This is a genomic window from Geomonas paludis (assembly GCF_014193585.1).
GTDB lineage: Bacteria > Desulfobacterota > Desulfuromonadia > Geobacterales > Geobacteraceae > Geomonas > Geomonas paludis.
The window spans coordinates 413,460-439,511 of record NZ_BLXY01000003.1; the positions used below are offsets into that span (position 1 = coordinate 413,460).

22 protein-coding genes and 1 riboswitch are annotated in these 26,052 nt (G+C 57.2%); of the genes, 6 read left to right on the forward strand and 16 right to left on the reverse strand.

The window, feature by feature from the left end; translation table 11 throughout:
* Window positions 1-7: 7 nt before the first annotated feature.
* A complete protein-coding gene (locus tag H7687_RS11720) occupies window positions 8-2,698 on the forward strand; it encodes an HYR domain-containing protein (protein ID WP_183347506.1) in 2,691 nt (896 codons plus the stop codon).
* A 301-nt stretch (window positions 2,699-2,999) separates the two neighbouring features.
* Entirely contained in the window at window positions 3,000-6,311 is a 3,312-nt protein-coding gene (locus tag H7687_RS11725; RefSeq protein ID WP_183347508.1) for a fibronectin type III domain-containing protein, read from the forward strand.
* A gap of 250 nt (window positions 6,312-6,561) precedes the next feature.
* Here H7687_RS11725 and H7687_RS11730 read toward each other — a convergent pair whose 3' ends face one another.
* Window positions 6,562-8,469 carry a UvrD-helicase domain-containing protein gene (locus H7687_RS11730; RefSeq protein ID WP_183347510.1) on the reverse strand — a complete coding sequence of 636 codons (1,908 nt, stop codon included), beginning with the start codon at window positions 8,467-8,469 and terminating at the stop codon, window positions 6,562-6,564.
* Window positions 8,470-8,655: 186 nt separating this feature from the next.
* Window positions 8,656-8,925: a DUF4160 domain-containing protein gene (locus tag H7687_RS11735; RefSeq protein WP_183347511.1), complete on the reverse strand. Its 270-nt coding sequence runs from the start codon at window positions 8,923-8,925 to the stop codon at window positions 8,656-8,658.
* A 976-nt stretch (window positions 8,926-9,901) separates the two neighbouring features.
* Here H7687_RS11735 and H7687_RS11740 point away from each other — a divergent pair.
* Window positions 9,902-10,207 carry a hypothetical protein gene (locus tag H7687_RS11740; RefSeq protein ID WP_183347514.1) on the forward strand — a complete coding sequence of 102 codons (306 nt, stop codon included), beginning with the start codon at window positions 9,902-9,904 and terminating at the stop codon, window positions 10,205-10,207.
* 192 nt (window positions 10,208-10,399) lie between these two features.
* Entirely contained in the window at window positions 10,400-10,687 is a 288-nt protein-coding gene (locus H7687_RS11745) for a hypothetical protein (protein WP_183347515.1), read from the forward strand.
* A 644-nt stretch (window positions 10,688-11,331) separates the two neighbouring features.
* On the opposite strand, the gene H7687_RS11750 is transcribed toward H7687_RS11745, so the two are convergent.
* The gene (locus H7687_RS11750) at window positions 11,332-11,589 is read right to left on the reverse strand and encodes a hypothetical protein (RefSeq protein ID WP_183347517.1); all 258 of its coding nucleotides are present in this window, start codon (window positions 11,587-11,589) and stop codon (window positions 11,332-11,334) included.
* Between the two features lie 550 nt (window positions 11,590-12,139).
* Between H7687_RS11750 and H7687_RS11755 the strand changes: the two genes are divergently transcribed.
* Window positions 12,140-12,994 (forward strand): hypothetical protein, encoded by an 855-nt coding sequence (locus H7687_RS11755; protein WP_183347519.1) that lies wholly within the window; start codon window positions 12,140-12,142, stop codon window positions 12,992-12,994.
* A 3-nt stretch (window positions 12,995-12,997) separates the two neighbouring features.
* On the opposite strand, the gene H7687_RS11760 is transcribed toward H7687_RS11755, so the two are convergent.
* Window positions 12,998-13,639, reverse strand: a complete 642-nt coding sequence (locus tag H7687_RS11760) for a response regulator transcription factor (protein WP_183347521.1) — start codon at window positions 13,637-13,639, stop codon at window positions 12,998-13,000.
* A gap of 216 nt (window positions 13,640-13,855) precedes the next feature.
* Here H7687_RS11760 and H7687_RS11765 point away from each other — a divergent pair, with 216 nt between their 5' ends.
* Window positions 13,856-15,076 carry a sensor histidine kinase gene (locus tag H7687_RS11765; protein WP_183347529.1) on the forward strand — a complete coding sequence of 407 codons (1,221 nt, stop codon included), beginning with the start codon at window positions 13,856-13,858 and terminating at the stop codon, window positions 15,074-15,076.
* A gap of 3 nt (window positions 15,077-15,079) precedes the next feature.
* Here the strand turns inward: H7687_RS11765 and H7687_RS11770 are convergent, their stop codons facing one another.
* From H7687_RS11770 to H7687_RS11825, 12 genes are all read right to left on the reverse strand, one after another.
* A complete protein-coding gene (locus H7687_RS11770; protein ID WP_183347538.1) occupies window positions 15,080-15,511 on the reverse strand; it encodes a bacteriohemerythrin in 432 nt (143 codons plus the stop codon).
* A 49-nt stretch (window positions 15,512-15,560) separates the two neighbouring features.
* Window positions 15,561-15,637, reverse strand: a riboswitch (cyclic di-GMP riboswitch).
* A gap of 89 nt (window positions 15,638-15,726) precedes the next feature.
* Window positions 15,727-16,173: a response regulator gene (locus H7687_RS11775; RefSeq protein ID WP_183347540.1), complete on the reverse strand. Its 447-nt coding sequence runs from the start codon at window positions 16,171-16,173 to the stop codon at window positions 15,727-15,729.
* A gap of 91 nt (window positions 16,174-16,264) precedes the next feature.
* On the reverse strand, window positions 16,265-17,176 hold the full coding sequence (locus tag H7687_RS11780; RefSeq protein WP_183347542.1) for a type II secretion system F family protein: 912 nt from the start codon (window positions 17,174-17,176) through the stop codon (window positions 16,265-16,267).
* Between the two features lie 12 nt (window positions 17,177-17,188).
* Entirely contained in the window at window positions 17,189-18,139 is a 951-nt protein-coding gene (locus H7687_RS11785) for a type II secretion system F family protein (RefSeq protein WP_183347551.1), read from the reverse strand.
* 2 nt (window positions 18,140-18,141) lie between these two features.
* Window positions 18,142-19,455, reverse strand: a complete 1,314-nt coding sequence (locus H7687_RS11790) for a TadA family conjugal transfer-associated ATPase (protein ID WP_183347553.1) — start codon at window positions 19,453-19,455, stop codon at window positions 18,142-18,144.
* 10 nt (window positions 19,456-19,465) lie between these two features.
* Window positions 19,466-20,614 (reverse strand): CpaE/TadZ family protein, encoded by a 1,149-nt coding sequence (locus H7687_RS11795; RefSeq protein ID WP_183347555.1) that lies wholly within the window; start codon window positions 20,612-20,614, stop codon window positions 19,466-19,468.
* Between the two features lie 30 nt (window positions 20,615-20,644).
* The gene (locus tag H7687_RS11800) at window positions 20,645-21,673 is read right to left on the reverse strand and encodes a pilus assembly protein TadG-related protein (protein ID WP_183347557.1); all 1,029 of its coding nucleotides are present in this window, start codon (window positions 21,671-21,673) and stop codon (window positions 20,645-20,647) included.
* Between the two features lie 17 nt (window positions 21,674-21,690).
* Window positions 21,691-23,187 (reverse strand): type II and III secretion system protein family protein, encoded by a 1,497-nt coding sequence (locus H7687_RS11805; RefSeq protein ID WP_183347559.1) that lies wholly within the window; start codon window positions 23,185-23,187, stop codon window positions 21,691-21,693.
* Between the two features lie 97 nt (window positions 23,188-23,284).
* Window positions 23,285-24,166: a Flp pilus assembly protein CpaB gene (gene cpaB / locus H7687_RS11810; RefSeq protein WP_183347561.1), complete on the reverse strand. Its 882-nt coding sequence runs from the start codon at window positions 24,164-24,166 to the stop codon at window positions 23,285-23,287.
* Between the two features lie 27 nt (window positions 24,167-24,193).
* Complete coding sequence (locus H7687_RS11815; protein ID WP_183347564.1) at window positions 24,194-24,589, reverse strand: TadE family protein; 396 nt, start codon at window positions 24,587-24,589, stop codon at window positions 24,194-24,196.
* A gap of 196 nt (window positions 24,590-24,785) precedes the next feature.
* Window positions 24,786-24,980 carry a Flp family type IVb pilin gene (locus H7687_RS11820; protein WP_246404800.1) on the reverse strand — a complete coding sequence of 65 codons (195 nt, stop codon included), beginning with the start codon at window positions 24,978-24,980 and terminating at the stop codon, window positions 24,786-24,788.
* Between the two features lie 366 nt (window positions 24,981-25,346).
* The gene (locus tag H7687_RS11825) at window positions 25,347-25,607 is read right to left on the reverse strand and encodes a hypothetical protein (protein ID WP_183347567.1); all 261 of its coding nucleotides are present in this window, start codon (window positions 25,605-25,607) and stop codon (window positions 25,347-25,349) included.
* Window positions 25,608-26,052: the final 445 nt, after the last annotated feature.

Consider the following 26,052-nt stretch of genomic DNA (forward strand, 5'->3'; position numbering starts at 1 on the left):
CCTGGAGATGAGAAGAGAACTACTTTCCGCGATGGTTTGGTTGCTGATGGCATCGCCCGTACTGGCTGCACCACCGGCTTGCAACGTCGACCCGCAGATTTCTCCGGCAAACCAGGGTGTCCCCGAGAAGGACTCCAGCGGCGTCCCCACCCTGGTGAAGCTAAACGGAAAATCGTCCAAGGACGATGCGACCTTCCTCTGGGAGCAGACCGCGGGCCCGGCCGTGACCCTGGACGATCCCACAGCCGCCCAGCCCAAGTTCTCCGTCCCCGAGGTCGGTCCGTCCGGAGCCACCCTCACCTTCAAGCTCACGGTCACCGGGTGCTCCCCGCTGCAGAGCAAGAGCCTCACCACCAACGTGGTTGTGGCCAACGTGGTCACCAACCGTCCGCCGGTGGCGTCGGCGAGCTACGCACCGAGCCAGGTGTACGAGGGCACCACGGTCACCCTGGACGGCAGCACCTCCTCCGATCCAGACGGCGATAACCTGACCTACACCTGGTCCCAGTTGACCGGACCCGGGGTCACCTTGACGGCCGACGGCGCCAAGGCGAGCTTTACCGCCCCCACGGATGTTCCTTTCCCCAACGGCACCTCGCTCAGCTTCCAGTTGGCCGTTTCCGACGGTTCCCTGGAAAGCAGCACGGAGCAGATCGTCAACGTACTCTGGGTAAACGATCCTCCTAAGGCTGCCCTCTCCTGCCCGCAGACGGTGAACGAAGGGGCACAGTTGACCCTGGACGGCTCCGGATCCACCGACGGCGACAACGGCATCGCGAGCTACAACTGGAGCCAGGCTTTGGGCACGCCCAACGCCGACCTGCCCAGCTACGACGAGGGGACCGCCAAAACCTTGAGCTTTGCCGCTCCGCACCTGGACTCCCTCAACGACACCATGACCTTCAAACTTCTGGTCACCGATGCCGGAGCCCTCACCGACAGCAAGCAATGTTCCGTCAAGGTGCTCGACGTAACCGCACCGGTACTGGCCAACCTCTCCTCCGACATCACCGCCGAAGCGACCTCCGCGGACGGCGCCGAGGTCGGCTTCACGCTCCCCAGCGCCAAGGATAACGTCGACGGCGATCTCACCGTCACCTGCACCCCCGGCTCCGGCGCTACCTTCCCGCTGGGGGCCTCCACCGTCACCTGCAGCGCTTCCGACGCGGCCCAAAACGGGGCCAGCGGCAACTTCTCCATCACGGTACAGGACACCACCGCCCCGGCGGTGACCGCTCCCCCCGCAGTGGTCGCCGAGGCGACCGCACCGGAGTCCCCCGTCGCCATCGGCACCGCCAGCGCCACCGACGCCGTCGGGGTCAAAGAGATCACCAGCGACGCTCCCGCCCTGTACCCGGTCGGCACCACCACGGTCACCTGGTTTGCCAGCGACAACGCCGGCAACGTAGGCAACGCCAAGCAGTCCGTCACCGTGCAGGACACCACCGCACCGGTCGTAACCGCCCCCGCGACAGTAGTGGTCGAGGCGACCGCCCCCAACTCCCCGGTCAGCATCGGCACCGCCACCGCAACCGACGCCGTCGGGGTCAAGGAGATCACTAGCGACGCCCCCGCCCTCTACCCGGTCGGCACCACCGTGGTTACCTGGTTTGCCAGCGACGCGGCCGGCAACATCGGGAGCGCCAAGCAGAACGTCACCGTGCAGGACACCACCGCACCGGTCGTCACCGCCCCCGCGGCAGTAGTGGTCGAGGCGACCGCCCCCAACTCCCCGGTCACCATCGGCACCGCCAGCGCGACCGACGCCGTCGGGGTCAAAGAGATCACCAGCGACGCCCCGGCCCTGTACCCCGTCGGCACCACCGTGGTCACCTGGACCGCACGCGACGAAGCGGGCAACGCGAGCACTGCAAAGCAGTCGGTAACCGTGAAGGACACCACGGCACCGGTAGTGACCCCGCCCGCAGCGGTCACCGTTGAGGCCACCGGCCCCACTACCTCCGTCGCCACCGGCAGCGCGAACGCAAGCGACGCGGTAGGCGTCATCAGCCTGACCAGCGACGCACCGTCCGTCTTCCCGGTCGGCACCACCACCGTTACCTGGACCGCGAAAGACGCCGCAGGCAACACCGGCACCGCCACCCAGTCCATCACGGTGAAGGACACCACCGCACCCAAGCTCGAAGGCGTGCCCAAGGGGCTCACCCTGATCACCGGCCAGGCCGCTACCTACGAACCGACCGCGACCGACCTCGTTGACGGCAACGTCCCGGTCAGTTGCACACCGGCTTCCAGCAGCAGCTTCGCCCTGGGCACCACCAGCGTCACCTGCAGCGCCAAGGACAACCACGGCAACGGCGCCAGCGCCAGGTTCGACGTGAACGTACAGTACGGCTTCAACGGCCTCTTGGCTCCCTACGACGCCAACAAGGCCTACAAGATCAAGAGCGCCATCCCGCTCAAGTGGCAGTTCACCAACAGCACCGGTACCGTCCTCGCCAGTGCCGGCGCCCAGCCCGTCGTCATTATCTACCAGGTGAGCAACGGCAGCGATTTTGGCGACGCCATCACCCTGGACGATGCCGGGGCCAGCGGGCTCCAGTACGACAGCCTGACCAACACCTGGCAGTTCAACTGGAAAACCACCGGACAGGCTACCGGCACCTACAACGTCTATATCCAGAGCAACCTCACCGGACAGAAAACCGGCCCCTTCCCGATCAAGCTCGCGAAGTAAGCAACGCCGGCATCAGAACAAAAGGAGGCGGGGAATTCCCCGCCTCCTTTTTCGTTGGAGCGCTGCAGCAGTTGCCCTTGCTCCCGCCGAATCACATCCTCGTCATGTTCCGGCACATTCATTTCCATAGCTGCCAGTATCCAGCGGCTAAAAGATCAGGTTGTCAGCAGTATTCACAGTTGTCCTGCCGCAACTCCATTATTCTAAATTCATAAATTTATAGTTAAGCACCTCCTGGTATGGTAGAGTGGCTGGCCTTTGTTCAAGCTGATGGCCACCTATTGTTTCTAAAGGAGATGCTATGACGTTAGGGAGAGCCGTTGCACTGTTGCTTTTAGGTGCAACGTTGGTAACGGAAAGTTCCGCCTTGGGAGCTGTTTCTGCAGCCTCGGTTGCAGGAACCTACAGCTTCGTCAACCAGGAAAGCGGTTTTGTCGTCGGGGACCGGTACAGCCGTGTCTTTGGCTCCACCGGGACCATCAGCTTCGACGGCACCGGCACATGTACGTTTTCCTACTCCGGGACCGGCTATGAAGTAGCCAGCGAAGGCCCGGGAGCTGTCACCGTGGCTGGCTCCCATTTAAGCAAGACGGCAACGACCTGCAGCTACACCGTATCTCCGACCGGCATACTCGACGTCAGCGCCGACACGGATACCTTCTCCTTTTTCTTGAGCCCCGACAGCAACATGTTTACTACCGGCGCCGCCGCAGCGCGCTCTGACGTCGGCGGGCCAGCGGGGCTGTCAGCGAAACAGATGGTCGCAGTAAAGAATGGCAGCAGCCTCACCAATGCGTCTCTCGCCGGCACCTACCGCTTCGTCGGTCAGGACTTCGGCCTTCGGCAGGCGGCTCCTGGTACCGTTTCCGATCTCCTGCGGGAGGTCGCCGGCTCGCTGACCTTCGACGGCAACGGGGGATGCTCGATAAGCAGCGAAGGGAAAGAGTTCGTCCACGGTGATTCCTTCGCCGCCAACACGATTACCAGCCCCCCCGCTTCTTGCAGCTACTCGGTTGCCGCGACAGGCCTGGTAACCCTCACGACGACCACCGGGACATCCGCGCTGCTGATGACGCCCGACGGCGGCACCCTCATCGGCGGCGGGGCGGAGACAGTAAATCAGGATTATCTCAGCCGCAAGCTCGTGGCGGTAAAAGCACCTGCAGACATGTCCGGAACCAGCCTGAAGGGTAGCTACAACTTCTCCTACCAGGAGGCACGCTTCTACGCCCCGAGTGTCGGCGACGGAAGCGGCACCTCCGGCCTGGACAAGGGCATCTCCGGCGGCAACGGGCAGATAGAGTTCGACGGCGATGGGATGTGCTACTTCACCTATGGCGGGCAAGGGCTCGGGAACAGCCTATGGGAGGAGCTACCGGTCAACGACCCGATCCTGTGCAGCTACGTGGTTTCCCCTGACGGCCAGGTCGACGTCGCCCCGTTGATTGGAGACGGCTTCTCGTTCTGGCTCGAGAACGGCGCTCGAAGGGGTACCGGCGGCACCCCGCTCGGCTACAACGCTGCGGTTGGCGACATCTACAAGGTAAGGCAGATCGTCCTGGTACAGCCGACGCCCATAGCCGCAGCACCGCAAAGCATCACCGTACCCGCCGCCGATGCCGATGGCAGCTACCTGGTAACCTGGAGCGCTTCCGCAACCAACGGGGCAGCGTACATCCTGCAGGAGGCGACCGATGCGCACTTCACGCAGAACGTGCAAGAGTATCAGGCCACCGACCCCAGTCTGCTCCTCACCGGTAAAACGGCAGGCCGTTATTACTACTACCGCGTCAAGGCGTCCCTGACCGGCTACGCCGACAGCGAGTGGACGAACTCCGCTACCGGCTGTGCCGTCCCCGGGACGCCCGTCCCCTCCGTCGGCTCGCTCAACGTCCCCGCCCAAAGCAGCGACGGCAACTTCACCGTTACCTGGAGCGCGTCGGCGGTCAATGGTGCTACCTACGTGCTGCAGGAAGCCACCGACCCGACCTTTTCCGGCAGTCTGCGTGAGGCGTATCAAGGCACTGCGACCGGCACAACAATTACCGGCGCCCTCGTCGGCACCACCTTCTACTACCGCATCAAGGCGTTTGCCCCTGCCTATCAGGACTCCTCCTGGCAAACCTCGGAGACCGGCTGCAAGGTCGGCCCCAACCCGGCGGCTGCACCAGCGGACATCACCGTTCCCGCCGTCGGACCTGATGGAACTTTCCAGGTCAGCTGGAGCGCATCGGCTACCCAGGGCGCAACCTACCTGCTGCAGGAAGCAACCGACGCCAACTTCGCCACCGGGCTCAGAGAGGCATACCGCGGCAGCGCGACCAGCACCGCCATAACCGGAGGCGTCGTCGACAGCACCTACTACTACCGGGTTAAAACCGTGGCATCCGGCTACGAGGACAGTGCCTGGCAGGCATCTGCGACAGGCTGCAAGGTAACCGCACTGGTTCCGGTCGCTGCACCGCTCACCATCACGGTTCCCGTGGGTGATCTCGACGGCAGCTACACGGTCTCCTGGGGGGCGTCCGCCACCAAGGGAGTCACCTACCTGTTGCAGGAAGCCGCCGATGCGGCATTCACACAAATGGTGCAGGAGTACCAGGTGGCGACCCTCGGCAAGCTCGTCACCGGCAAACAGCTGGGGAACCGGTACTTCTATCGCGTCAAGGCCGTGCGTGAGGGCTACGCGGACAGCACCTGGAAGACGGCAGCAGCGCCCTGCGCGGTGCCGGGCACCACATTGGCGCCCTTGGCATCCCTCACCGTACCCACCGTCGATGCTGACGGCAGCTACACGGTCAGGTGGAGTTCCCCGGTGACAGGCGGCGTGACCTACGTGCTGCAGCAGGCGACCAACGCGACCTTCACCGCCGGGGTCACCGAGGCCTACCGCGGCAGCGAGACCAGCGCCTCCATCAGCGGGGGGGTCACCGGCACCACCTATTTCTACCGCGTGCGCGCTGTGAAGAGCGGGTACAAGGACAGCGCCTGGAAAACCCAGGCGGTCGGCTGCAAGGTAATCGGCATGGGCGTCGCCGCAGCCGTCCCGCTCACCCTGGCCGTTCCGACCGCTGACATCGATGGCATCTACGCAGTTTATTGGGGCGCCTCCGCGACCAAAGGCGTTACCTATCTGCTCCAGGAAGCAACCGACGCTGCCTTCACCCAGAGCGTGCAGGAATACGCCGTATCCGGGCTCAGGCAGGCCATTACCGGGAGGAGCCAGGACACCGTCTACTACTACCGGGTGAAGGCCGTTCACCCAGAGTACGCCGACAGCGCGTGGAAAACGGCTGCTGCCGCATGTGCCGTACCGGGGGCCCTCCTTCCCGCGCTAACCATGCTGACCGCATCGGCGACTCAGCAAGATGGTTCCTACCAGCTATCCTGGAACAGCTCTTCCAAAGCCGGTGTCACCTACGTGCTGCAGGAGGCCAACAACTCCACCTTTACCATGGGGGTTAGAGAGGCGTACCGTGGCGAGGCAGTAACGGCCCCCATCAACGGCCGCTCCCCCGGGGTCTCCTACTATTACCGGGTCAAGGTCGTGAAAACGGGATACAAGGACAGCACCTGGAAGATGATGACCGGGTTCAAGAAGCTGCCACTATAAAGGGGTATCTTGGAGCCAACGCATGGTTAATAAAACAGGAGGCGGGAAATTCCCCGCCTCCTGTTTTCGTTCGAGCAAAACAAACCGTTATTTAACGCAAAGGCGCAAAGGCGCTAAGAAACCGTTTTCACCCCCAAGATTTTGTTTTCTTTGCGACTTTGCGACTTTGCGTTACAAAATGGGTTTTGTCGCTTGTCCCCGAGGTTCATCCCGATTTTGTTTCCTCTGCGGCTTTGCGTTGCAATCCTGTTCAACGGATGCTGTCAGTGTCGCGGAGCCCTTGCGCCAGCGGTTGGTGGTGGACGATGTGCAGGGTCTTGCAGGCACGGGTGATGGCGACGTACAGGAGATTCCGGTCCGGCTCAGTCTGGCGGTAATCGTAGGAGCTGGGGTTGTAGAGGATGACGTTGGAGAACTCCACCCCTTTGATGGCGTGGGCATGGATGACCTGGACGCCCGGCGTGAAGGAAACCTCCCCCTCCGCGTGCAGCCCCGGTACGCCGGCGAGCGCGGCGTGCAGCGCCTTGACATCCGCCTTCTTCTTGCAGATGACGCCGGTAAGCGAGGTGGGTGCCGCCTGCACCAGCCCCTCCACCAGCTCCCGAATCTTGACCATCGACTGAGCGGCATTGTTGGTGGAGTGGAACTCAACCACACCGGAATGGGCCTTGGTGGTGTCGGCGCTGCGCCCGATGACTTGGGCGGCCAGATCGACGATCTCCTTGGGACAGCGATAGGAAACCGTCAGGTTCTCCTTTTCGAGTCCCTGGGAATGGAGCTGGGCCATCACACTGGAGAACCCTTGCGAGTCGAGGAAGCTGAGGATCTGCTGCTTCTCATCGGCGCAGATGGTGATGCTGCGCGCCGCGGAGGTGGCGGCCACGATGGTGCGCAGTTCCAGTGAGGAGAGATCCTGCGCCTCATCGACCACGATGTGGTCGTAGGCGTTGAGCGCCCCGATGACCACGGCGCCGGCCGGGCGCCGCAGTTGGGCCAGGCGGAGCAGGATACTGACATCCGAGAACGAAACCGTCCGCTCCTTGGCCGCGAACTTCCTCTGCGCCGCCTGCTGGAACTCCGCAGCGGAGTCCGTGCAGAGGGCGGCGACGACGTAGTCCTGCATGAGGAAGCGCCACAGGTCGGTAACCGGCTCGATCTTGGTGGTTTCCTTCACGTACTTCGCAAGCAGTGCCGGAACTCGGCTGCTTTTCTTCTGAGCGCCGAAGGGATCATCAAAGACCGTCTTCAGCGAATGGACACCGAGGGCGGCGAGCGCCGTCAGGGACCAGGCGCTGTAGGTATCGACCCGGACCGGGCCAAGGAGGGTGTCGCTGCTCTGTTTGACGTAGTCGCGCAGGACGCGGTTGAACATGAGCACGATGCACCGCTCCGGGCGGTACTTCTCCGGAGCGTCGAACATGAGGAACGAGAGCCGGTGCAACGCGACCGTAGTCTTGCCCGCTCCGGCCGCGCCGTTTATGACCACCACGCCGTCCCTGAGCTTGGTGATGGCCCGGAACTGTTCCGGTGAGATCAGTGCCGCGATGGAATCCACCATGCGGTGATCCTCGGTCCGCTCCTTGGTGTCGGCGGTAGACTCGACCGCACCGCCGTTCTTCTGCCAAGCGTCCCCGCGCAGCTCGTAGGTTTCCGCAGGAGTCTCGATGCGGTTCAGGGCCTTCCTGGTGATGGTGACCTTGTCCCGGCGGGTGATCACCCCTTCCCTCTCGACGCCCCTGATGGTGAGCTCATACTCCTCGCCGATGTCGTACCCCTCGTAGAAGGGGCCGGTGATCTCCGCCTTTCTCCAGTCGATGATCACCACCCGCTGCCCGTCCATGAGGGTCTGGTTGCCGATCAGGTACTCCTTCTTCCCGATCCTGCGATCGTTGTCGTGGATGCCGAGGATGCCGAAGTAGGGAGACGCCTGCTGGGTGAATTCGTGCAGGTATTTGCGCGGCGAGTGGTGTCCATGCTCGATCAGTTTCTCCGCGAGATCATTCTTCTCACGCCAGTCCACCGACGCCAGGCGTTGCTGTTCCAGCTCCTTTGTGTAGGCTTCGTGTCTCCCGATGGTCTGCAGCCGGTCCACCGCGTAGCGCTCGATCGCCTCATGCACCCTGTCCAGCCGCTCAATTTCCTGTTGTACAATTTCCATCAACTCTCCAGCCGAAAAACATAAAAAAGCACCCACAGGATACCCCGTAAGTGCCTTGTAATCGTGCCCCCTGAAACAGGCGGTTACCGCCCCATCTCACACGCTCAACGCGGTGTAGATATACCCAGATTGATACCCTCTTTCAAGCACTTTCTTCAACACCTCTCCTCGGCTGTGCCGGTGGGGTCAGTCAAGTGGCTTGATTGGCAGAGGCGTCTGCCCCGAGACGGCCAGACACCAGTCCGCTTGGAGGTCTTCCTTGTGAATCTCTATCCAGGCTTGGACAAGTATTTGTTTGTTTTCAGGTAATTTACCCTCAAGGAGGACACCGTCTTGGATTGAAAATATGGCATAGTCATCTCCATATGCTGCATGCACATGAGGTGGAGAGGGACCCTTTTCCTCGTGAGAGAACATGTAGACAATGACGCCGAAAAACATCGAAATAATAGGCATTTTGGATGCTCAAGCCTGTCGTTGAAAAAGGACCGGCAACGACGCTGCGACAGGGCGCCCAGCATTGGTTAGTGAAGCCGGATTATCTTCCACACTCCCGACTCCGGTCCTCAATGTTTAAATACTTGTCAGTGACCGCTACGCTGCAACATGTTACCGCAACCAGCTTAACAGGTGCAGAAAATGTGGCCAACCGACCTCTTGTGTTTGCGCACTTTTTGCACTTCCACAAGTGATCTTAGCCGTTTCTTTGGTATACCTGCGCGTCTGCTCCGCCTGTCTTTGTGCATATAGATTGTGAGACATCCTGCCAATCACGGAGGATAGCGCTAAGCAGTTTGTTGATGCGCAGGTGGGACAGCAACTCCCAGAGTGGATGGTATCGCAATTGACGCATAGTCTTGCGTCATCCAGATGAAGGTGGATTACATCCGGATAGAGCCTAGCTCTCTTAAGAAGCGTCTCCTTGTTAACGGCTAAGGTCATTGTTGCCTCCTTTTCGCGCAGTGTCATAGAGAAGCTGTCCACCTTATTATATGTGAGAATTTTAACTTTTATGCCAGTTTTGTAAAGAGAAGTTGCATTGCTACTGGCAAGTGGGAATGGAATGCGATCGCTGCAGGGCGTTCACATAACGCCGAATAAAACCGACACTTATCGTTCCACGGCACCGAAACATTGCATAATTCTCTCATCAAACCAAACACAATCCCGTACGCCAGGCATCAGATCTTCTCTTAGATGGTGATTCTTTTCTCTCAATGACCTGAGGAAATACTCTGTCGGTGTCGGATAGTGGCAGCACTAGAACGGTTACCGATTAGACGACATTTGCATTTGAATCAACAAATGTGAAGATTGTAGAGTTGAGAAGGGAGTCGCAGGTGGACAAAGGGCATCAGAAAGAGCATGGGACCTCGTACGCGTCAGTTGCAACTGCGGTCTAATGACAGCTGTACCCCATAAAGGAGGTGTTATGAGTCCACAATACCAAGTGATCAAGCAGTGCATGCAGCTACTGAAAGAAAGCAACATATCTGCGGTTAAAAAACTGAGGCTTGAAATTCAATTCATGCAGTTGCTGAGGGTGATGCTGAACCAGGACCTGACTGACGATGTCCGAGGTATCTGCAGCAAAGACGCGTTCGATCAACTCCACCTCGAAGTGAGAGCACTGCGTCAGGGAGGCAGGAACGAGAATGTCAACGAGCTCATGGAGCATATTGGCAACATCCTGGTCGCCCTCTCTGAAAGAGAAAGGCAATTTGACAGTTACAACTGACGTCATGCGGGGGATCCACCGCAGCTCAGGCAATCAACTCTTTCCCGGTATCCACCGTAGCAGATATCCAAAGTAGTATCCGCGAGGTTGGGACGGAACCTAAGGTCTCTCAAAGACAGCCGGGTCGCCGAAAAATCATGAACACTTTTCGGCATCCGGCTTTTTTGTCTCAAAAAACAGAGGTGACAAATCATGGGTGCGATTATCGATATATTGTTTGTTGGCAAGACTGGAATCCGGACAGTATTGGAAAAATACCCGGGCTGCGTGGTACGCAAGATGGCTGACTCGCATCGGAAATACCGAATAATCATACCTCACCATGAACCCGAGGAAGAATATTACAATTTCCTTGTCGATGCGAGGATGGCGCTGGCCTCCTCCAATTTCCGAATGAGAATGCAAAGCGATGCACGTTTTAAAGAAAGAATGATTTTACGGGCAAATGCAGCAAGAAATGGAGAACCTGCGTCGATCTAGCAGTCTGCACCGAAGCCAGGTTGCGCCGGCACAGCAAGCAAAGGTGGGGTATTATCGATACGCGGCGGCCTCTATGAGAGCCCGGTAAATGGTATGCCATCGATCAATGCTGTCATCGGAAATGCTGCGAAACCGATTAGATGGAAAATTGGAACGGATCTCGTAACCACGGCCTGGCCTGGTGGGAAAGAACATGCGGTGATTACTCAGTGGCGGGTTGTCGATGCCTGGCGTGAGGGTCCTATCATGTAACTTAGAAGAGGAGATGTAGCCGATAGAGCTGCCGTTGTCTCGAGAGCTGTTCCATGGCGATACAGAACCAACAGCATGGCCGGAGGACGGCAACAGAATGCAAATGACGATGCAACCTATTCCCCTCATGTCTTCCTCCTTGACGCTGCAATTCAGACAGCTGTTCAGATCAGACGATAGATAAAGAGGCACAGCAATATTCCTGCGATTATGATCTCTCCTGCCCCCCCTGCTCGTCTGCCCAACGCCCTGCGCCGAGTTCTCCCCTGCGCCGCGATCTCAGCTAGAACCCAGTATGGCAGGCACCCTCCTGATCTGGCTGTTTGGAAATAACACTCCTTTTTTCTTCGCATCGCTCAGCTCCGCTGGATCAACAGACAAACGGTAAAGGCTCATGGACCTTGTTCATTGTCGCAAGGTGTGTTTTTCTGATCGAGTTGCCACAGCATAACGTCGATACGATCGGTGACAGTTGCCAGCACGTCCTGCTGATACTCTTCAGAGCATGCAGCATACACCATCAGGAGCAACTCGGTGAACGACTGCACACTGCTACTATCGCTTGACATAGCCGCGCTATTGCTCTTTAGAAGAAGCCGCTTCATCTGGTAAAGCAAAGTCTCGACGTGCAATTTTTTTTTTACAGGCATATCGCACTGCCTGACCAGAACTAGACAATCGTTTATGATGTTATACCGTAAATCCATTACACCCTCACCTTGATTCAACAGCCTTCGCCGAGTTACATAGCTGGACGTCCCCCCGGCATCATATCCGTCTCAAAATGTACATTGCACTTTACACATTAACCCATTCTTTGTCACTATGGCAAAAATCTTAGCTGCGAATACTCCTTTCACTTCTATCTGGATCAAGCGGATGTTGATCAATGAATTAAGGGAATGGAGCAGGGTATTTCAGGACTGTACCGGTGGCAGGATAGCTTTATCGTGCCTCCCCCCTCTGCTGCCAAATAAAGGTTAATATATATTAACCATATCAAATACAGGTATCGGGGGGAATATGTACGGCGAGGCTATAACAGGTAGCGTACTGCTTCTGGACTGCGATACTCTCACTCGCGTACTTACGCGGACGGTCCTGGAACAGACAGGGTTCTCGGTACGAGAGGCGACAGGGTATGAAGAGGCAGTCGAGCAGCGTTCCATAATGGCTTCGGACCTTATCGTGGTGAACCTTATGAAGACCCCGGAGGTTGGCCTCTCCTTTTGCACGCACATACGTCAGCAGGTGAGGGGGTGGCAGGAGCCTGTCCTCGCTGCGATCTGGATCTACCAGGAACAGGCGATCAGGTCGGCTTACGACGCAGGTGCTACTGACATCCTGCCCCTGCCCTGTCATCGTCTTGTTCTACAGTTGAGATTGCGGTGTGCGATACGGGCTCACCGAATGCTGGGCATGCCTCAAGTCATTCACGCTGAAAATGCGTCACCACCGCATCTTCTCGAACCTGCTGCGTCAAGCTATTCCGTAGCGCGCATCCACCTACCCGGAACGAGGGAGGTACCGGCACTACCTGGAACGTGCGCCAGTTTCCCCGGCATGCCCGACAAGGGCGCCTTTGAAAGCCTCCTGCGTGGTGCTATAACGTCATCAAATGATCAATCATTGACAGTTTATTTTATGGAGATCGAGGATGCCGTGGAAGGCATCGATAACGCCTTGGAGAGAGTTGTCGAGGTTTTTATCGGCAGAATGACCAGCAGGTATTTTCCAGTCGGCCATCTCGGTCCGCGCCGGTTCACCATGTTGCTGGTCGGCGTGGTCACCTGGAGTGAAGTGAGAAGGCATGCCTTGTCGATCATCAATGACCTGGCGGTAGCTTGCGGCAGAGATAAAAACCATGCGCAGGCGACGATCAAGATAGGGGTTAGCGTTTCCCCCGATGACGGGACCGATGCCGCAGTCTTGCTTAAAAAAGCGGAGATAGCAAGGTATCTCGTGAATGAACCTGCCGGTACTAGCGGCTTTCATTTCTACAGTTCACTGTGCACGGACTCATCGGTCCGCTACGATTCGCTGATGATCACCTGAGCATCAGGTTCTGGCGACAATCCCATCCTGAACGGCATGATTGACAAGTTGCGCGATATTGGTCACCTTGAGCTTCTTCATTACCTTGAGTCGGTATGTTTCGACGGTTTTGATACAGAGGTTCAATTCGTAGGCAATCTCCTTGCAGTTCTTGCCTGTGACCAACAGTCGATACGTCTGCTCCTCGCGCTGGGTCAGGTTGTAGCCCTTAGAGATGCTGCGCTCGTCTGTGAAGCCGGAAATTATGATGTCGCTGAGGCGGTGGCTGAGGTAAGAGGAATGGCCGGCGACACAGCGTACCGCCGTTACCAGTTCATGAAAAGCCCACTCCTTGAGTATGAACGACTTAACCCCCAACTTCAGGGCTTCTACAACGTACTGCCTGTCGTTGTGCATGGTCAGGATGATAGTTTCGACGTGCGGCGCTCTTTCCATGATTCTGCTCGCCACCTCCGTGCCTTTCAACCCCGGCATGCTCAGATCCAAAACAGCGACATCCGGTAAAGTCTCCGAGGCGAGCTCCAGTGCCGAAAGGCCATCCTCCGCCTCAGCTACGACCGTCATGTCATGCTCACGCTCGAGCAGGGCGCGCATGCCTTCCCTGAACATGTGATGATCATCTGCCAATAAAATTTTGATGCTCATACCGCCCCCTCGTCGTATCAAAATTAAGTTTTTATTAATAAAACTACATAGACAAGTACCACAGGGGAAGAATCATGTCAATTTTGCGGCGCTTTCGGAGAAAATCGTGTTTCATCCCCACCAAGACCCGGACAGTACAAAGAGGTTGAATTATTATGAAAATATATTTACATTAGGCCAACATAACTCCAGCCAAGGAAATGAGGTCGAGATACAATGCCCACTGAATGCCTCCTTGATCAGGAAAAGGATTATACAGCAGTCGACAACACAAGCGTTCAACACCTCCTGACTCTGACCCGACATATGCCTGCCGCCATCTTCCAATACCGGATATTCTCCGACGGCAGCAAAGAGATAACCTATGCGAGTCCGAGCATACAGGACATTTTCGGTGTTTCTCCAGGTGAGGTAAAGGCGGACGCCACCGCCCTATTCACCTACCTGCACGAGGAGGACCGCCAAGTGGTGCTCAGTTCCATCGACCATTGCAGTAGGAGCGGATTGCCGTGGTCACGCGAGTTCCGCATTGCCATTCCCAATCAGAAGCCGCGCTGGGTTGAAGCAGATGCTCAAGTACAGGTCTGTGAGGACCATGTCATCTGGCACTGCCTGGCGCGCGACATAAATGAACGGATGGTGCTTGAAAACGAACTCCGCGAAGCCCAGGATTGCCTGATGGTTCTTGTCGAGGAGCGGACCGAAAAGCTAACCAAGGCGAATAAAAAGCTGGCCCGCCTGAATCAGGAGGTGCAGGCAGAAATCCAGGAGCGCATTGTTCTTGAACGCAAACTAAAAGACTCATACGACCTACTGTCCCAACTCACCGCAGACCTGGTGCAATCGGAAGAGCGGGAACGCCGTCGAATCGCAGTGGAACTGCACGATAACGTGGTACAGCATCTTGCGCTGGGCAAGCTAAAACTCGATATGTCGCAGGAAGAGGGGGGACTCCAAACAGAACAGCTCCAGGTATTAAGCGACCTGATAGTCAGCGCGATGCATCAAATCAGGCGCGCCTGCAACGATCTCAGCCCTCCCCTGCTCTACGACCTTGGCGTAGTGCAGGCCATCGAGAGCCTGGGAGAACGGCTGGCTCGCGAACACCACTTTCATTTCGAGCTCTCGAGCAATATGAGTAAAATGAAAACATCAGAACAGTTACGCACGGTCCTGTACCAGACCGCCAGCGAACTGCTGATAAATGCCGTAAAACACGCAAAAGCCAAAAACATCAAGGTCCGGTTGCACGCCAGGCAAAATCAGTTGCGACTTTCGGTGTTGGATGACGGGATCGGATTCCCGGCTTGTTATAGCAAGGGTTTCGGTCTTGCGCATATCAACCAGAGGATCGAGTGCTTCAAGGGGAACTTGTCTGTACGCTCCAAGCCCGGCAAGACGGCTGTAGCTGTCATCCTGCCGCTAGAAACACAGTGAACATTAAATATCCAATGCCACCTTACCAGTTTGGTTTGTGACATAGCCGTTTTGCATAAGAAAGAGTCTGAATTCTTGGTTAGTACTGCAGAAGTGCTGCACCATCCAGCTTTCCAGGAAAGACACCAATCCCTTACTTACCGCCTCTCCCTTCATGAAAGCCGTCCTATATGATGTAACCCGGGCGACGAAGGCATCGTGCTCCTCTTTATGGAGGCCTGCCCCTGCGAAGGCAAGTCTCGTCATCCAATCCTCTTCGCACCTGAAGTGGCACATGCTCAACGTCAACAGCGCCGTCAGCAAGGCGACCATGCCTTCACCGGAGCAGGTCGCCTCGGCATCTATTATGTGCAGCAGTTTGAAGAGAAGTTGATGGTTGTCGTCCAACTGCTTCAACCCTACAGACAGTTGTGAACTCCACTGTGGCAAGACCATGAGCAACTCCTTAAAAAAAACAAGCCGAGGCCGATATATCTGTAGATATTTCGGCGTCCCGGCTGTCTCGTGGAGACCCTGTGGGCTTTCCGTCCCACCCTCGCGGATGGTTTAGTTTTGTCGTCTATCTATGAAGGAAAAATATGTGGACTCACAATTAGTACATTCTGCTTTTTTAGTCAACATTTTTTAATGCAAATGTCGTCATTGTAACATTAAAACCTGTCGAGAGCCCGTCTCTGTGCCCTGCCCTGCTCCAACCGCTTCAGGAAAATTTGAACCATCGTGTTGTCCAGTTCGTAAAACAGTGCTGCAAAGTCGATAGGTTTGCGGAAATAGCCGGCACAACCTGTGTTTTTGCACATCCTTATCGTCTGTTGGTCATCGTACGCCGAAAGGAAAACGATGGGGCCAAGGTAACCTTCCCTGACGATCTCCTCCGCCAGTTGAATCCCGCTTACGTATGGCATGCATATGTCGAGGATGAAGAGGTCAGGATTGAACTGCCTGGTCTTGACTAATGCATCAAATCCGTTTTCTGCATGTAGTATCTTGTGCTTGGGATAGTTGATCCTGAACATGTGGCCGAACATGTTACTCACTTCAATATCGTCATCAACATGAAGAACCGTCATCAGGCAGAGATCTTTTACTTTTGCCATGACATAGCTCCATCCATCTGTTCGACATGCGCCCAGACTCCTTAGCTACTTGCAGGCATCAAAAGGGGACAGGTGCAAAGCCTGCGAAGTTTCAGTGCTTGAACAGTTTGAGCGCCCTGAAAAAAGCCGGCGCCAGCATCACCACCAAGAGCCCGGGGAAAATGCAAAACGTTAGCGGGAAAAGCATTTTGACTGCGGTTTTGGCTGCTCGTTCCTCTGCAAGTTGTTTTCTCTTGGTGCGCAGCGAGTCCGAGTAGATCCGCAAGGTCTTGCCAAGGCTCGTACCGAGTTTATCCGTCTGCACCAGCATCGAAACCAGGGCTTTTATGTCATCCACCGCGGTCCTTTCAGCAAGCCCCCTGAGCGCCTCGGGCCGAGGCCTCCCTGCGCCGATCTCGAGTATCACGATATCCAGCTCTTTAATCAGAGGGCAGTTTTTGTCCTGGAAATTTTCGACTGTCTTGACCAGGGCAGCGTCCAGCCCCAGGCCGGCTTCGACGCAGATGGTCAACAGGTCGAGCACGTCGGGCAGGGCATGAAAGATAGCCGTTTTGCGGGCGCTCGCCCGGTGATCAAGCCAGAGGGTAGGGAGAAGATACCCTGCAATGGCAAGAGAGAGGGTGATAATGATCGAAGTGCCACTGGCCACAGTGCCACGAGGTAGCGCCAAAAGCACCAGGTATCCGGCAGCAAAGGCCATGGCCAGGACCACCTTGGCACCCAGAAAAGCGAAAACGGCTTCCTTTTTATAGCCTGCTGCGGTGACTGTCTCACGAAATAGGTGCAGTGCGCTTGATTTCCCTTGCAGCCGCGTGCCTACGCTGGCCAGCGCGCTCTGCCATTTTTCCGGCTCCGCCACCAATGACGGCGTGTCATCCTTGACCGGAATAAGTTTGGACAGCCGGTTGCGCAAGGCCTCCCGCCTGCTCAGCAAAGGGTACAATAGCGCGCCGACCAGGGCCGTCACGCTGACGAAGATCGAAATCATGATAAACGTGAGCATTTTGCGACCCCCCTAGATGGATATGTTGACGATCCTCCGGATCATCAGGTACCCCGCGACCTGTCCCAACACCGCAGCGCCAAGCAAGTACTGGCAGATTCCCTCCGTGAAAAATACGTCCAGGTAGCCTGGTCGAAGCAGGTAGAACACCACGAACATCGCCGCTGGCAGGGCGACAAGTATGTGCCCGGAGATACGCCCCTCCGCAGTAAGAACGTCGACCTGCCTGCGTATCTGCAGCCGGGCCCTGAGCGTGTCTGCCAGCTTGTCGAGAATCTCGGAGAGGTTGCCACCGGACTCCCTGTTGATCCGGATGATGGTGATGAAAAAGTTGAAGTCCGGACTTTCAATCTTTGCCTTAAGCGACAGCAGGCACTCGACCATCCTGACGCCGAGTTTTTGCTGCTCGTACGCCTGCCTGAACAGCCCTCCCACCGGCTCCGGCAGTTCCTGCCCCACCAGTTCCACCGCAGCCGCCAGGGAGTGCCCTGCCCTCAGGGAGCGGGACACCATGGTGAGAGCATCAGGCAACTGTTCGGCAAAGAGCTCGTTGCGCCGGTGTTTGGCCTTAACGATATAGGCAAAGGGAAGCGCGCCAAAGGCAAGCGCCGCCAGGAATGCGGCGGCCATGCTTTCTTTCCAGATGTACAAAACAACGAACCCGGTAACCCAGGCCATTACCACCAGTAGCAGAAACTGCGTTGTCGAAAGCTGAACCCCGGAGAGGTCCACCTGCGTCTTTATGGACCTCGTTATCGGCAGACGTGCCAGTACCTGCTCGACCACAGTAGTCTCGCGCAGCAGCGCATAATCGGATCCCTCATCCCGGACGCCTGCGCTCACGGCCAGCTTCCGGACCCTGCGCCTTATCTGATGCGCCTGCCTTGTCGCCCGCACTGCCGCTACCAGTGGGAACGTGCCGACAAAAACACTGATGAAGACCAGCAGCAAGGTCACCCTCATCACTACCCCCCTTGGAAAATGTTCTGCTGCAGAGTGAACCCGTGGGTCTTCAGGTGGTCTGCAAAACGGGGCCGGACACCGGTGGTATGGAATCGGCCCTGCACCCGCCCCGCTTCGTCCACCCCGGTTTGCTGAAAGCAGATGATGTCCTGCATAGTGATGGTTTCGCCTTCCATTCCGATTACTTCCGCAAACTTGACGATCCTGCGGGTGCCATCCGGAAACCGCACCAGGTGGATGATGATGTTGATGGCCGATGCGATTTGTTCCTTGATGACCCGGTCCGGCAGTTCCATGCCCGCCATCATGACCATTGTCGAAAGCCGTGACAAGGCGTCGCGCACCGTGTTGGCGTGAATGGTGGAAATGGAGCCGTCGTGCCCGGTGTTCATGGCCTGCAGCATATCCAGTGCTTCCCCGCCACGCACCTCGCCCACTATGATCCGGTTCGGGCGCATGCGTAACGCGTTGCGTACCAGGTCGCGCTGATTCACTTCACCGGTACCTTCTATGTTTGCCGGGCGAGTTTCCAGCCGCACCACGTGGTCCTGTTTCAATTGCAGTTCGGCCGAGTCCTCGATGGTGATTATGCGTTCACTTTCCGGGATGAATTCGGAGATGACGTTGAGCAGCGTGGTCTTGCCGGTGCCAGTGCCACCACAGACCAGGATGTTCAGTCGCGTTTTCACGGCCCCCTCGATGAGGGCCGCCAACCGGTGGTCGAGCGTTCCCAACTCGATGAGGTTGGTCATCCTGAGCGGCACCGTCCCGAACCGCCGAATGGAGAGGGCCGGCCCGTCCAGTGCCAACGGCGGAATGATTGCGTTGACCCGGGAGCCGTCGGGCATGCGGGCATCGACGAAGGGGGATGACTCGTCGATTCTTCTTCCCACCCGGGTAACGATGCGCTCGATGATCTGTAGCAGATGCGTATTGTCGCGAAAGGTTACAGTGGTCTTTTCCAGTTTGCCGTTGCGCTCGATGTAGGTGCTGAAGTAGTTGTTCACCAGAATATCCGATATGTCGGGGGAACTCAGCAGCGGCTCAAGAGGACCATACCCGAAAGTCTCGTGCTGCACCTCCATGACGAGCCTCTCCTTTTCCTGCTTGCTTAGTGGTACTCCTTCCTCGACGATGAGTTTCTCAATCACAGCGCCGATCTCGCCTTCCAACTCACCGCTTCTCAAGAGCTCAAGTTTAGTCAGGTCTATTCGATCTATGAGCAGGCTGTGGATACGGCTTTTCAAATCCTGGAAGGAAAGCGGTGCACGGTGCGGTGACAGTGCATGATTTGTTTGATAGCTGGTAAAGACCATATGCCCTCCATTACGGTGCGGTTTTGGCGTTGGCCTTTTCCGGGCACAACAGCCGGGCCAGTTGGTCCATCGATTTACTGAAAGGCGACTTGGGGAGACAGCGGATCACCGGCGTCCCCCTGGTTATGGCCACCCTAAGGTCGGCGTAGCTGTTGGGTAACACGTGAAGAGCCCTGGTCCCCATCACCTTCTCGGCATCCGTCACCTTGATTTCGTCTCTGGGAAGGTGCCTGTTCACCACCAATTTAACCCGTTCCGGACCATGCCCTTCGCCCGCCAGCGCGCGCAGGTAGCGTTGCCCGGTCCTGAGGCCGGGGATGTTCAGCACTGTTGTGAAGAGCACGCGGTCCGACAACTCGAAGGCGGCAAGATTTTTTTCAGAGAGCTCGCCGCCGGTGTCGATGACTGTGTAATCGAAACAGGTACGGAGCAGGGCAAGCGTCTCCTGGATCAGACCGGGACCGATCCGGCTCGCCTCCCTGGGCTGATCAGGGCCGTCCAAAATCTCGACACCGCAACTGTGCGGCATCATGATGCTCTTCAGGAAATTCGCGTCGACCTGTCCGGCCTTGGGCACCATGCAAGCCATGGTGTAACGGGGCGTCAAATCCAGATACGCGCTGACATCGGCGCCGCAAAAGTTCAGGTCCATCAAGGCGGTGCTGTATCCCCTAACTGCCAGCGTCGCGGCCAGATTAACAGCTACGGTGGTGGTGCCTACCCCGCCTGAAGGGTGATACACCGCAAAAATCTCTCCCTTGTGGCCGACGGAACTACTCGACACGGCGTGAGACTTGGCGACTTTTCTGACCGCATCGGCAAGCTCGGAGGCCGAGACAGGTCTGCTCAAGTATTCGCTGGCCCCCGCCCTGATCAGCTTGAGAATCCACTCCGGACTGAGCGTGGCGCTGCTTACAAAGGTTGCACTGTTCGGGCAGCGCGAGAGCAGGAACTCCGTTTCCTTGGCTCCCCTTTCCAGGTCCTTGACCTCCAGAAGGACTATGTTGGGGTGGCAGGTCTGAATGTCCTGCAGTCCTTCCTGCAGTGTCCTGGCGGCCCCCAACAGGCGCACGTTGTCAGCCATGCTGCCCAGCATCTGCCTGATGTGGGCCGTAGCATCCGCATCGCTGTCAACCACATAAGCCGTTACTTGTTTCATGCGAAGGTTCCTTTCTTGATCAGGGCGCTTCTACTGCACCAAGACCGGCAGGGTCAAGGCGCCGGAGAAGGGGCCGCCTGGCGTGGCCCCCGGGGGGGTGGTGGAAAACCCGATGAAATGGCCATAGACGGCCTTGTCACTTCCGCCGACAGCCGTGTCGATGTGAAAAGTTGCGAAACCTGTTATCTGAAGTTCTCCTTTGGAGGAGAGTGGGTCGCTGCCGTCACTGGTGTAGGTGTTGACTACGGCCATGATGACGTCCTTTCCTCCTTCCGGGAGCCAGTTGGTCAGTATGGGGCTGTAGGCAGCGGCCTTGGCGCCCGGTTCTATAAAAATGTAATCTCCGGTTGCCAGCGTGCCCGAATTGCCTTCGTACATGAGATCCCTGAGAGTGTCGGTATCGCTGGCGCCGGTTTTAAACGAGGTCCACTGACCTGAGTAGCAGTTCGGCCCCCCGGGCCCATAAGGGCCATAGATCTTTATCGTCGGCGGAGGGTCCGGCAGAGGGTTCTGTTTGAAGTAGGAATCGGTCATGCAACTGGAGAGTGCCATGGGGAAAAGCCCTCCCGGGGGCATGGCGCTGGGCGCGCCCTTTACTGCGACAGCGGGCCGTGAACCAACTGCAGTCTCTGGCTCTTTGAACAACTGCATGAAGAAATTGGCCACCGGGCCGCCGTTGTTTCCCGCCGAGCGGGAGGCCACAACCCTGACCGCAGGAACATCATGTGCGGTAGGAGCAGCCAGGGTCGTCGACTGCAGCGTATGGCTGCTCATGTTCCAGTACCCGACCTCGACTACGGCGTCTTTGAGCGCGATGTTGTCCGAGCGGTTTTCCGTGATCATCTGCTCGGCCTGCAGGCGGGCCACGTCCCACTGCAGCACTGGAAGCTCGGTGGGATCCGTGGGCACCGTGTAGAGGTGATAGGCTCCTTTCAAGGCCGCGGCATCGGCGGCGTTTTGCAGTTCAGTGCGCACCTTGAAAAGGCGCCCAGTGTCCACTGCCAATCCCAAAAAACCGAACAGGAGCACCACCAGGATGGCCACGTAGATCAGCACCATCCCCTTCTCGTTACGACCTACTTGGGCAGGGGTATCCATTGAAACTCCTTTTCCTGCTCGGGAGTGAGCGGTTTGTCCGTGGGGAGCGGGATCTTGCTGCCGGGGGCATTGGCCATGGCCAACCTTGGGGTGATGAAAAAGACAAGCTCCTTTTCCTTGATGTCGTCCTGGGTGGAGCGGAACAGGGCGCCCAAAATGGGTATGTCTCCCAGGATGGGGATCTTGGACATCGCCTTTATGGCCTCTTCCTGCAGCAGCCCGGCCAGTATCAGGCTTTCGCCGTTTCTGAGCTTCACGCGGGTGCGCACTTCGCGGGTGTCGATGATGGGATAGCCATTCACCGCCAGCACTCCTGTAATGCTGCTTACCTCAGCTGGTTCGATTCGCAACGAAATCAACCCGTTTTCCAGGACCTCCGGCCTAAAGTTGAGCTTCACCCCGACATCGATGAACTGGATCGATGTACTGGAAAGGGCTCCGACACCCGAGACGTAAGAGAAAGGGATTCTGCTGCCGGCGAGGAATTTCCCCGCCTGCCCGCTTTGCACCATGAGGTTAGGCTCGGCCAGGACCTTCGCGAGGTTCTTGCTGACAAGGGCCCTCAGGACGGCCCCTACCCCCGCATCGAAGAGGGATACGCCCAACTGGTACTGATCAAGGGGGTTGAAACTGGCCAGCCCCGGAACAGGCCCGGCTATGCCGGTAGCCTGGGATCTTATGGAACCATCCGGGTTGCGTACTGTGAGCTGACCAGACGGAGCTCCGACCAGATTTGAGAATCCTTCGGCGCTGTTCCCTCGCACAAAGGCGCTGATGCCCAGGGATTTGAGAGCGCTCTTGTCCACCTGGGCGACTTTCACCTCCAGAACAACCTGCTGAGGCTCATCTATCTCCACATGGTTCAGCACGGTCACAGCCGTTTGATTCCCCCCCGGCGGCCTAGACGTTTCCTTCTCGTTGCGGTTGTCCACGTACTGGTATGGTGGTGCGGAGGTGTCGAGGCCGCTTTCCGCCGAGGGGATTTTCTCTCCCGCCGTGTCGCCTTTCACCGCATAAGCCCGCGCCAACTCCACCGCCTTTGCCACGGTCTGCTCGTTGGCGGCCTTGCCGGAAAGCACGATGGTGTCGTTGGCGTAATCAACCTTTATCGTGTCGTTTGGGGCGATGTCCTGGATCTGGTCCTGCAGCAGTTCCATCTGGCTCTCGATGACACTCACGTCCCGCTTGACCCTGACGTCGAAAAACGTGCTTTTGCCCCCCGCCTCCCAGACTATCAGCGTCGTTGCCCCGACCTTCCTTCCGATGATTTCAAGTTGGGTAGGGGAAATGATCACGAGTTCCGCAACCTGGGGTGCGGCTATGGAGACACGTTCAGACTTGGTGTTGAGGTTGAGCAGCACACTCCGGTTCACCACGACCTCTGTAGGGACAGCGGCTAGCGATGACATGGGTAAGATGACCACTAAAAGTATCAACAGCAGGCAGGCGTTCTTTCCGGTTGTGAACGGTTTCATCAAGTCACCTCGATATGAAAATAGTGTTAAGTGCCAGCAGCGAACCCGACCAGTTCCCGACCGGACTTCAGGCATGCCTGTCCCGGCAACCTTCCCCCTAATCCGGCGCAAACTCCCGCAGGGACTTCGCCCCACCCCTGAAAACCTCCACCTGATATTTCACCGGCGCAGGAGGAGGCGGGGACGCCGCCACGACCGGCCTGACCGCCGTCTTTTTGGGCTGCGCAGGTGTGCGCACAACGACGGTACGCTGCTGCATATCCGCTGCTCCCAGGGCCTTGGATACTGTGGCACCCTTGGTATCTATCGATGCGACGTCGATGACGTTCCTCAACAGCAACTGGAGCGACCCCTTCTTGGTGCCCACGACCAACTTCTCCGCCTCCTCGGGTGTCACGTCCAGCGTTACCGTCGGCACCACCCCGGGCTTGCCCCCTTCCTTTTGTTCGGTCACTTGGCCGGTGGCAAGGACAGGCACGTTTTGCAGGATGATCTTGCTGATGTTGTCCTTGTCATTGGTGCTTCCGGGTCGTGGAATGGTCAGCAGAACGTCGACCCGGCTGTTAGGTGTGATGAAGCCGGCTACACCAGCCACCTCGTTTACCGATACCGTTACGGCGCGATGCCCCTGCGGCACTATGTAGGTCATGATGCCGCCTGTTGGTTTCTGCGGCATGAGCTTCGATTCCGTTATCATGTCGCCGGCGCTGACAGGGCGGATCAGAACCCGCCCGACCAACGGCGTAGGATCGGTATAGCCACCGGCAGGGACGGCATCCTTGGGCCAGGTCACCATTTTCACCTGGGTCCCGTTCAGCTTGGTTCCTAGCGGCAGATCCACTGACGCCGATGCTATGGGTACACCTTGAAACGGCTTGGCCGCTTGTTTCTTGAGATAGTGGTTTGCCAGCAGGGTTGCCATTCCTCCTAGCAAAAGGGCAACGACCGCTATGGTGGTCATGGGGGTGGGTCTGGTCATGATTCCTCCTGGCGCATGGTGGCTCGACTACTCGTAGAACATCGAGGCCTGCCCCCTCAAGGTTAAGTTCAAGTCGATGAGGTCTATGACGGATGTGAAGTCATAGGGAACTGTTACCGTTATAGTGCTCGCCCCGTGCTGGGGGGGCATTGATGTCGATTCTATGGTGACCGCCGCCGCTTTGATAGGGAAAGGGCATGCCTCGGCGACATGACTCCGCAGGGCCGCCAGTGTCGGTTCCGCAGTCGGGTCATTTGGGCTTACGGAGGCTTTACGTGCTCCTTCGCGCGCAGCGTTGGTCAGGGAATTTGTGATGTACATGGCTCTGCCGAACTCGGTTATGCCGAACACGATGAGGAGCAACAGCGGGAGTAAGATCGCCAATTCCACAAGTGCCTGTCCGTTTTGGTCGCGTGGTGCCATTATTGGGCCCCTCGAAAGTTTAATAGCGGGAGGAGAGACGGAAGCCGCCAATCCTCCCTTAGTATTTACTCGTGCCGACTTTAACGGGCCGGGTAAAGCAGCGCTTCACGCTCCTTTGTACAGATTGAGAACCCGTCGGATAGCAACATTGACGGATACAGCGGATAGACGCGGCAGGCCCAATGAAGTCATCCAATTACCCAGCAGGGGGGGTAAAGCCATCGACAACTTTTTGGAAAGCATCATTTACCTCCCCCCCCAGTGCTCCCACGACGACCACACTCACCGCTGCAATGAGCGCTACCATGAGGCCGTACTCAACCATGGTCGCCCCTTTCTGGTCCTGCAACTTCGTCTGCATCTGGACATACATCTTGGTAAGTTTTTCCATGTTCCATTCTCCTTTTTAACTGTTTGTGTGGTGGTCGAAGCTCCACGAAACGACCCAATGCCGTTCCCAGAAGCAAACCGGTCCTTACGTACTCAAAACAAACCGCTAAGAAAGCAGATGAGGTGTGGGGTCCATTGAGGAAGGGCTTACGCTGATACTTTGATGCAGGGTGAGGTTAGCTACGTTGAACCTTCCGGGATTAGAGTGGCTGTCGCAACCTGAAACCGTAAAAGACAGCGCAGACAACAGCGCAAAAAGCACGATGGTAAGGATATTCATCTCATTCCCCCCGTTGCCAATCCCTAGCCCTGCCTGGGAAGTAATCTGAAACAAAACGTGCAGAGCGAGCGGTAAGCACTCGCAGAATTAAAATTGATTAATTTTTCTAACGGATAATTTAAAACCAAAGCCTGATATTGCAACGGGAGGTTGTGCCTGGGACTGGTCGGTTTCATTGAGAGGAATTTCCCCGACGGGGTCAGCTAACCCTGCGGCGTGGCTGCAAAAAAAGCTGCCATTGATTTTGGATGCGTGTTGCAAATAGAGGCTTTCCCTGAGGAAAGTGCGCCATTGACTATTGACAAGGTTCCCCTCCCCCTCAGCCCAAATGCAGCGGAATACTGTCATTGGTCTCGTGTTTCTGAGGCAACGGCGCAGTTTTCTTCGTATATGCAGTAGTCCGATAGATAAGGTTCGCGACGGAGAGAGCGGTAAAGTGTTTCTCAGTGGGAACTGTGCGAAGACGGGATATGTAGGCGAGAGTATGCAGCGGCTGGACTCTTGCAGCGCGGATCAGGCTATGCCACTAACCGCGACCAACACTTCTATGCTTCCCCTGCAGCCCTGGGGAAGAGGACCTCAGCTTTTCTGGGGGCGTTGCGTACAGCAAACGGTCGGCTATAGTAGCCTCGATTTTAAACCTGGCCAATCAACTGGGAGCCTTCATGACATCCGGATTGAATGAGAGACTTGCCCGCACCTACTACCACCTAAAGCCATTTCTCCCGCGCAGACTTCAGCTTGTCCTGCGGGGAGTGGTGGCGAGACTCAAAAGGGCGAGGTACCGTAGCAC